Raw genomic sequence first — 8,665 nt, 5'->3', positions numbered from 1 at the left:
TGCGGCGCTCAACACGCGGCCTTGCTGCTGGTTATCCAGTTTTTCGGTCGTCACCTTCAGCTGGTTTTGCGCGCTAAGTGTGCCGCTGCGGTTGTCGACAGTGCCATCCACATTGACGGTTAGGTCACGACTGGCGATGACGGTCTTGCCGTTGTTATTCAACTGGGCGGCAGTGACGTGGATATCGCCCTGAGCATTGCGCGTCTGATCAGCGTTGACACCCGCTTCAATGACGCCGTTGTTGGTCAACACCCCACCGCTTTGCAGCGCCACGCGATCACGCGCAGCCAGGCTTTTTTGATTGAGCAGGTCGCCTTGCGTCTTCATCTCAAGCACGCTGCCCGCCGCGACCACGCCCTGGGCTTCCACGCTGCGGGCCTTCACGTTAATGGCGCCGGCCGCTGTTGTCTGGCCCATGACCACGTGGCCACCGGCATCGATCTGAATATCACCGCCGGCGACCATGTCCCCCGACAACTTCACACCGACACCCGCCTCGGTCCCCACCAGCTTGACTGCGCCCACATACATGCCGCCCAGCGCCGACGAGTCAATCGCCAGATCCGGCGCCTGGCTGCCATCTGCGGCCCGTGCGGTGGCATTTAAGGTGCGTGCGTCGACGTCATTACGACCGGCGATGACGGTGAGTTTTTTCGCCTGGATCTGGGCATTGATGGTGGTGGCGCGGGTGATGATTTCGAACTGATCGACGTTGCTGGCATTCAGGCCAGCGCCTTCGATAGCAACACTGCCCTGGTCCACCTGGTAGCGATTGATCTGGCCGTTTTCAATCACGGCTTTGCCGGTGGTGAGCGTCGCTTGCGGGGTGTTGATAAAGCCGCAACCGTTACAGCTGATGCCATACGGGTTGGCAACGATCACATGGGCCGATTGCCCGGCCACTTCGGTATAGCCGCGTAGTTGGCTGGGGCTGCCGCCGTTGACTTCGTTGAGAATGATATTGGCCGCGGTGCCGTGGAGATTGGGGTTGCCGACAATGATGCCACCCAGTTGTGTGGACTGGGTACGGTCGGTGGCGTTATTGAGGATGACCCCGTTGGCGCCGACGTTGTAGTCATGAAATTGGTTGTGCGAAAGGCCATTGGCATTTGGCGTGGCGATGTTGACGATGGGCACGCCATTGCCCGCTTGTCCAACCGTCGTACCCGGCGCATTCACCACAATACCGTCCGCCTGGGCCAGCAATGGGTGCCAGAACATCGCGTTAGCCAGGATCAACGCCAACCCACGTTTAGGCAGCCCCAGGAAATGGGCGCGGCTTTTTACGGCAGCAGAAGGCTGGCGCGTGAGGAATGCGTACTGGCGAACGTCCATGTCATGTCTCGAAGCCCGAAGGCGGTCAAAAATTTAAAGGAAAAAGTCCAGACGGAAATAAATCGGCGCTTCACGGTCGGTGATCGCTTCCGGCCGTTCCAAAGAGTGTGCAAAGGTCACGCTGGCCGCGACGTTCTTGCCGCGCGCAAACAACTCCACCGAGTTGCTGCTCATGCGCCCATGCTGCTCGGCGTTGTAGCGGCCATGGCTGATGACGCCCTGGTCGTAGCCCAGGCTGGTGCCGTATTCAGTGAACACCGGCTGCATCCAGGCCCAGGTTACCGGCCGGCTCCAGCGCAGATCGTTGCGCCAATAGCCGCCGCTGTCGCCAGCGAGCATTTGGTCTTTGTAGCCACGAACCGACGACTGCCCGCCCAGGCTCATGCGCTGCGGGCTGAACAACACGTCTTCGCTGTGCTGACCGGTCATCAAACTGCTGAAACTGAGGGACTCGCCCCACAGTTTGAATGGATACAGATAGCTCACCGTGGCGGTGTACTTGCGGTAGCGCGCATCCGGCTGCCCAGGCTTTGGATCGTGATTGGCCTGGGCATCGAATGCGCCAATGCCGTTTTGCATGCCAAGGTCAATGTTGAGAAACGAACCGCCGATACGCCGACCATGGTTGATACCCACTTGCGCTTCGCTGAGACGGTTGCTGCTCAAGGCCAGCTTGCTGTCTTCGATGAAGTTGTTGGTACGAAGATAGGCGATGCCAGTGTTCAGAGATGTTTTGCTCAAAGCGTCACGATGGATAACCCGCTCCAGACGCAACTGGTGATTCTGGCTGTCGCCGGTCTGCTTGAACTTGAAGTTGTTGACCTCGGCCTGGGAGCGGTACTCACTGTCGATGTAGCTGTACGAGAGGTTCCACCAACCGAACGGCAGGCTATAACTGAGCATCGAATTGCGCGAGGTTTTCTGGTGATCGCTGACGGCATCGTGGCCGCCACGTAGCGAAAGCTGGTCGGCCAAGCCCAACGGATTGTCCCAATCCAGACTGGCGCCCCACTGCTGCTCACCGGTGCTGCGCTGGCCGCCGTTATGCCGCGACAGGCCAACACGCCAGGGCTTTTGCGGGGTGTTTTTGACCAGCACATCACTGCCCCCCACGGCCTTGCCCGGCGCCAGCTCCATCTGCGCCTGGTTTGAGGGCAAGCGATTCAACTGATCGACCATCTGCTCGATTTCGCGCAGATTGAGCAGTTCGCCCTGCTTGCCGGGGAAACTCATGGTCAATTGACGGTCGGTGATGCCACTGCCCTCGGCGCCTTTCAGGCTTTCCAGCCTGCCTTCGACGACCTGAATCTTGAGATTGCCGCCGGAAAGGTCCTGCTGAAGCAGGTAGGCACGACTGGTGACCAGACCTTTGGCTAAATAGCGATCGGTGATGACCTTGAGCACTGCGTTGAGCTGCGGCACGCCGAGGCATTGGCCGATGTAGGGCTTGATCAGATGAGTTCGCTCACCTTCAGTCAGCGCATCCGCACCGCCCAGCTCGATGGTTTTGATCGGGAAGCAGCGGGTGTCGACAGGCGTTGCCGAGGTTGCCGGCGCGGCGGCTTTACCCGGCAGGTCTTTGAGTTCTTCAAGGCGCCGTTGCTGCTCTTCGAGCAGGCGGTCCTGGCGGTCACGGATCAGGTCGGTGATGCCGGGGGCGTTCTGCGGCGTGGCCGCTTGCGCCCATCCGGATGTGCCCAGGCAAAAAAAAGCGGACAGCAGGCTTAACCTGGTCCGACGCGGTAAACGCCACACTTTATAGATCCCTCTATATGGCTTTATGCCATCCAATGAGGCGATGATAAGATGTCATTTTGATGGCGTCAATTAATGTGAAAACTCGTTCAACCCTTCACGCAGAGCTGCTCAGGCTTGAAATGTAAAGTCTTTGCGGGTTTGAGTCCTACCGCTAAGCACTGATGCTGCGTGTGGTATCGAGCCATTGCGTCAAACAACAAGCCATAAAAAACCTCACAGCATCCGGGATGCCTGTGAGGTTTTTACCTCTGTTTCGCAGGTGCCGTGTCAGACCACGCTGATCATCTCTGCACTCAACTGCGCCGCATTGAACCCCACCAAGGTGACACTACTATCCCCGGCCAGAATCACGCTGTCACTGCCATGCTGGGTAGTGGCTCCGAGCACGGCATCGGCGCTGGCAAACAGCGACTTGGCGAACACCAACAGGTCATGCCCGTTTTGATGAATGTTGAAGTCGCTGACCACGTCGTGACCGAACCCGCGTTGATCGAAAACAAACAGGTCGCTGCCCACGCCACCGCTGAGTTGGTCATTACCCTGCCCGCCGATCAAGACGTCATTGCCGTTAGCGCCATACAGCGAATCGTTACCGCTGCCACCCAGTAGCGTGTCGTTGCCGTCGCCGCCGTGCAGCAGGTCATTGCCGGCGCCTCCGTCGAGCCGGTCATTGCCGTTCTGGCCGAATATCAGGTCGCGCGCGGCGGTGCCTTTGAGGGTGTCAGCCAATTGGCTGCCTTCGATGGATTTGGCATACGCTTTATCGGCGCCGAACAGGCCTTCGAAGTCGAGTTTGCCACTGGTCACCGTATAGGCCGGCGTGAGGGCCTCGCCGATGCCACCGAAGAGCCCGCCGAGCACGGGCACATGGCCGAGGCTGTTGGCCAGGCCGGTTTCGAACTCTACATGCTCTACGCCGTGCAATTCCTTCAGGCCATAGTGGCCGCTGCTGTCGTTCAGAAACAACGTGCCATCGCTGAGTTTCACGGCTTCGTAGGAAGACGCGGTGCCCTTGAGGAAAACTTTATCGTTGCCTTCGCCGCCGGCGACGATATCGGTACCGGTACTCACCCGGAAACTGTCGTCGCCCTTGAACCCGTCGAGGAAGTCATCGCTGCGCCCGTCCTGCAGCTTGTCCGAACTGTCGGTGCCCAGCAGGAAGGCCGGTGTGCCGTAGTGGTTGGAGGTGGCGGTCTGTTTGTCGCTGACCCAGGTAAAGCTGCGGCTGATGGCGTCGAGGTTGCTGATGATGATAGTGCTGTCGCGTTCGATGTAATCGTAGAAGGTCGATTGGGCGATACGCTGGATAGGGTTGATGAAAATGCCCTCCAGGTGCGCGGCCCAGCCTGACAGGTTGGCAATTGAAAACGGACCATTGGGCCAGGTTGGCAAGGCGTAGATCGTGTCGAACAGCACGATGTTGTCAGTCGTCGAGGTGTAGCTGGCGTCACTGCCTTGAAGCGCACCGATAATGGCGCTGCCTACGTTGGTCTCTTGACCCGTGAGACGGTGGACCACATCGTTTTCAAAACCGAAGTTAAAGATTCCGTCGCTGTTGCTGGACTTGGGCGATTCCATGCCAAAGTAGTCCGAATCCTTGAAGAAACCGTCTGCCAAAGTGTCCTTGCCGATATACATGCTGTTGGTGACAGAGCCACCCTGACTGTAGCCGGTTACCAGAACATCCTTGCCGCTCAGGTTGTGGTCGGTGGCGTAATCCTTGATTGAATTGAGCAGGTAGTCGTAGCCGTTGATATAAGAGTTATCGATCATCGCCGGCCAACCCAGCAGATCAATTGGCGAGTTAGTGCCGGCAATGGAAAAACCCATTTTGACTAATTGGCCGCTGTCATCGTATTGACCAAACACCCTGGCCTGGGAGCCGAACACACCGTCGCCGGTAAAACTTCCAGTGAGGTCGGTGTGACTGCTATCAACCTGCAGTTCGCTAGCGCCGATCTCACGCCAGCCTTTGGGCAATGCGAAGGTGTTACCCTCGCCCAGCACAAGCCCCGGAATGTTGTAGAGCGCGCCTACGGTCGCGACACCACTGGTGTAAGTGGCAAGGTTCCAGGCATCTGAAATCAGGACGCGGGCATCTTGCCCCTTGTAATCGAATATAGCCATGTCAGTACTCCTTGAGCCCAGCGATCAACACCGAAAGTCAACGGTAATCCCTGATGCGTCGGGCTAAACAATATGCATTGAAGTTGTTGTTGTGCATTCTGTTCAGGCTGCTTCGTTGCTTAATATCGAGGTTGACCATTAAGGAAGCTCGTCAACACTAGCCTAGAAGTGCCGCCTTAAAGTGACCGACTATCGGATGGCAAGGGTATGTACTTAGGGAGATAGACGACAAAAGCGCCATAAGCGCTGTTTGTCGAACAAGAAGTGAAGTTCTGTGTTGTTCGTGACTAGCGAGTCAAAGAAAACTAAACCCTTATAGCAAGTTGTGAATTGCAATAAGGGCTCAAGAAGTTCAGGTTTCTCTGGAGCTCAGGAAGAATAAACCTCAGCACCTTGGCATACAGGCTGCTTGAACCTGGGTAATTGCTGCCGGGCCAGTTGCGCTTGCACGCCCGCGACCGCTTCAAGCACTCGTTGCGCCCAGTGCTCATCCTGCGGGTCGACCACCACCACGCGAAAGCCGTGGTCGTTGCCTTCAAGGCGCACACCCTCGGAATCATCCACGTGCAAATCAATATCGAAGGCCGGCGGAAATTTCGAGGGGGTGTTTGACAGCCCATGCACCGTGAGGGCGTGGTTATGCCGCTCGCTATTGACTACGCCGTCGACACGAATGCCGTACAGCATCAGCCAACGCCTGATGTAGGACGGTGCCCTGCCCGATGAGGTATAGACCCAGATACTGCAACCCTGGCGCCGCAGCTGCCGCGTCAGCGAACGAGTGCCGATACGCAGCGGCTCTCCCCACCAACGATGAGCACAGGCCGGTAGCCAGCTGCTCTCGACGTCAGCGTGGTGGAGCTGGCAAGCCAATGTGTCGTCGATATCAAAGGAGATGCGTACGCGCGGGCGCTTGGCGGCACGCGTGAGAAGCGCCTGCTGGATGGCTTGCACGGCTCGGCTGGCGAGTGTTGGATACCGGCGCATTAATGGCCTCCCTGATAAATAGGCTGTGGTGCGTCGCTCAAGAAAAACGCCTTGGGATCCGGGGCCTGTTCCTCCAGGAAGGCGGCGTACTTTTTCTTGATCTTGGGCAATTCATACAACGCCTTGACGCCATGTTTGGCCGAGTTGCGGATTACCGAGGAAGGATTGAAGTAACCCTCGGCATTTTCCAGCGTCAGCACGAACGGTGGCAACCCGGCACGCATCAGCAGATAACTGACGATCAGCGAGCCACTGCGGTTGTTGCCTTCGATGAACAACTGGGGCTTGCTGAGGATGCGCACATACACACCGGCCGCACGCTTCCACACCGATTCACTGCGATACGCGCAGTACCAATTGAACAAGTCCTTGATACCGCCTTCAACGTTGTTGAAGAAGTGCTCTTCGGTGGCGGCCAGGTGCTGCGCGTACTCCACGCGGCGCGCCGGGTCGCTACCGCAGAGCACGGTGGCGTTGATCTCCAGCATCAAGTCCAGATGATGAAGGTCAAACAGGTCAACGCCCCGTGCGACATAGTCGTCAACCAGCGCATAGCCTTCAAGCACGTTGTGCAGCACTTCGTCGGTCAAGGGGTCGCGCGGCTCGGTAAATTGCGTGCTGAGCTCGGCAAAGCGGCTCTGCACTTTACGTAGCGCGCGTTCAATCGCTGACAAATCAAGACGATGCGTTGCAGACATTGGCGTTCCTGGGCTGACGGTGGCGCACGTGTGGTTTCTATCGAACATGGAGTGACTCAGCTGAACTTGCCGCTGATGTAATCCTCGGTCATCTGCTCACGCGGGCTGCCAAAAATCTGCGCGGTCGGGCCCATTTCCACCAGGTAGCCGGTACGCGTGCCCTGGGAAATATCCACCGAGAAAAACGCCGTGGTGTCCGCCACGCGGATGGCCTGCTGCATGTTGTGGGTGACCAGGGCGATGGTGTAGTCCTTCTTCAACTCCACCATCAGTTCCTCTACCCGGCGAGTCGCAATCGGGTCGAGTGCCGAGCAAGGCTCATCGAGCAACAGCACTTCCGGCTCGGTGGCGATAGCGCGGGCAATGCACAGCCGCTGCTGCTGGCCACCGGAGAGCGACAGGCCGCTGACCTTGAGCTTGTCCTTGACTTCATCCCACAGCGCAGCGCCTTGCAGGGCGTGCTTGACGCGATCACCCAAGTCGCCTTTGTAGCGGTTCAGGCGTAGGCCGAAGGCGACGTTGTCGAAGATGCTCATGGAGAACGGGTTCGGCTGCTGGAACACCATGCCGATGTAACGGCGTACCACCACCGGGTCTACACCCTTGCCATACACGTCCTGCCCCAGAAAGTGCACGTGGCCCTCGAAGCGAAAGCCCTTCACCAGGTCGTTCATGCGGTTGAGGCTGCGCAGTACCGTACTTTTGCCGCAGCCGGACGGGCCGATGAAACCGGTGATCTTGTTTTTCTCGATCGGCACATGGCTGTCACGCACCGCCATGAAGTTGCCGTAGAAAATCCTGTCCAGCTTGCAGTCCATGACCACAGGCGATTGGGTGACAAACGGAGCGGCTATTTGCGCAGTTGAGACGTTCAAGATTCAGATGCTCCCGTTCTTAATACTTAGGCTTGCCGAAGATACGGCTCACAATATTCACGACCAGCACGATCATCACCAACACCAACGAGGCCGCCCAGGCGAGCTCCAGTTGGTTGTCGAAGGGCATGCCGGAAAAGTTGTAGATCAACACGGCAAGGGAAGCCGTGGGGTTCATCACCGCCAGGTCGCCGTCGTGGTAGATCCAGTAGTTGCTGAACAGCGCGGTGAACAACAACGGCGCGGTTTCGCCTGCGGCACGTGCTACAGCAAGCATTACGCCGGTGAGGATCGCCGGCAGGCCGGTCGGCAAGATGATCTTCCAGATCACCTGCGAGCGGGTGCAGCCCATGCCGTAGGCGGCGTCCTTCATGATCTTGGGCACCATGCGCATCGACTCTTCAGCCGTCAGCACCACGATGGGCAGCATCAGTACCGCCAGGGCCACGCCGCCTGCCGGTGCCGAGTAGGTACCGGTGGTCATCACCACCAAGGCATAGGCAAACACGCCGGCCAGGATGGAAGGCAAGCCGGTGAGCATCTTGGCGGCAAAGCGTGCAGCGTTGGCCAATTTGCTGTCCGGCCCCAGTTCGGCCAGGAAGATCGCGGCCATGATGCCGACCGGCACCGCAATCGCCGCAGCGATACCGACCATCACAAAGGTGCCTGCCATGGCGTTACCAAAACCGCCGCCCGTCTCGAAGCCGGTGGGCGGCAGTTCGGTGAACACCTCCAGGCTCAGGCGTGCGCCGCCACGGGTGATCAGCATGTAGAGCACCGAAATCAGCGGCACACTCGCCAGCAGCGCGCCCAGCCATACCAATGTGGTCAACACCAGGCTGCGCAAGGCGCGGCCTTCGAACTTGCGCTGCAGGCTCGGTACCG

7 protein-coding genes are annotated in these 8,665 nt (G+C 58.4%); all 7 read right to left on the bottom strand.

Annotation, left to right across the window (positions count from 1 at the left end; translation table 11 throughout):
• On the bottom strand, nt 1-1,335 hold a 1,335-nt coding region (locus tag CER19_RS04595; protein WP_116665540.1), incomplete at its 3' end, for a filamentous hemagglutinin N-terminal domain-containing protein.
• A gap of 33 nt (nt 1,336-1,368) precedes the next feature.
• Nucleotides 1,369-3,090 (bottom strand): ShlB/FhaC/HecB family hemolysin secretion/activation protein, encoded by a 1,722-nt coding sequence (locus CER19_RS04590; protein ID WP_116665539.1) that lies wholly within the window; start codon nt 3,088-3,090, stop codon nt 1,369-1,371.
• A 270-nt stretch (nt 3,091-3,360) separates the two neighbouring features.
• Nucleotides 3,361-5,220: a calcium-binding protein gene (locus CER19_RS04585; RefSeq protein ID WP_116665538.1), complete on the bottom strand. Its 1,860-nt coding sequence runs from the start codon at nt 5,218-5,220 to the stop codon at nt 3,361-3,363.
• 369 nt (nt 5,221-5,589) lie between these two features.
• Nucleotides 5,590-6,207, bottom strand: a complete 618-nt coding sequence (locus tag CER19_RS04580) for a hypothetical protein (RefSeq protein WP_020302730.1) — start codon at nt 6,205-6,207, stop codon at nt 5,590-5,592.
• Complete coding sequence (locus CER19_RS04575; RefSeq protein ID WP_073521544.1) at nt 6,207-6,905, bottom strand: hypothetical protein; 699 nt, start codon at nt 6,903-6,905, stop codon at nt 6,207-6,209. The genes CER19_RS04580 and CER19_RS04575 overlap by 1 nt, the downstream gene beginning before the upstream one ends.
• A gap of 56 nt (nt 6,906-6,961) precedes the next feature.
• Nucleotides 6,962-7,723 carry a phosphate ABC transporter ATP-binding protein PstB gene (gene pstB, locus CER19_RS04570; RefSeq protein WP_019817112.1) on the bottom strand — a complete coding sequence of 254 codons (762 nt, stop codon included), beginning with the start codon at nt 7,721-7,723 and terminating at the stop codon, nt 6,962-6,964.
• A gap of 76 nt (nt 7,724-7,799) precedes the next feature.
• Nucleotides 7,800-8,665: phosphate ABC transporter permease PstA (gene pstA / locus CER19_RS04565; RefSeq protein ID WP_116665537.1), on the bottom strand; the 866-nt coding region annotated here is incomplete at its 5' end.

This window comes from Pseudomonas sp. GL93, assembly GCF_003408955.1.
GTDB lineage: Bacteria > Pseudomonadota > Gammaproteobacteria > Pseudomonadales > Pseudomonadaceae > Aquipseudomonas > Aquipseudomonas paracarnis.
This window is presented reverse-complemented; position numbering and strand designations above follow the sequence as displayed.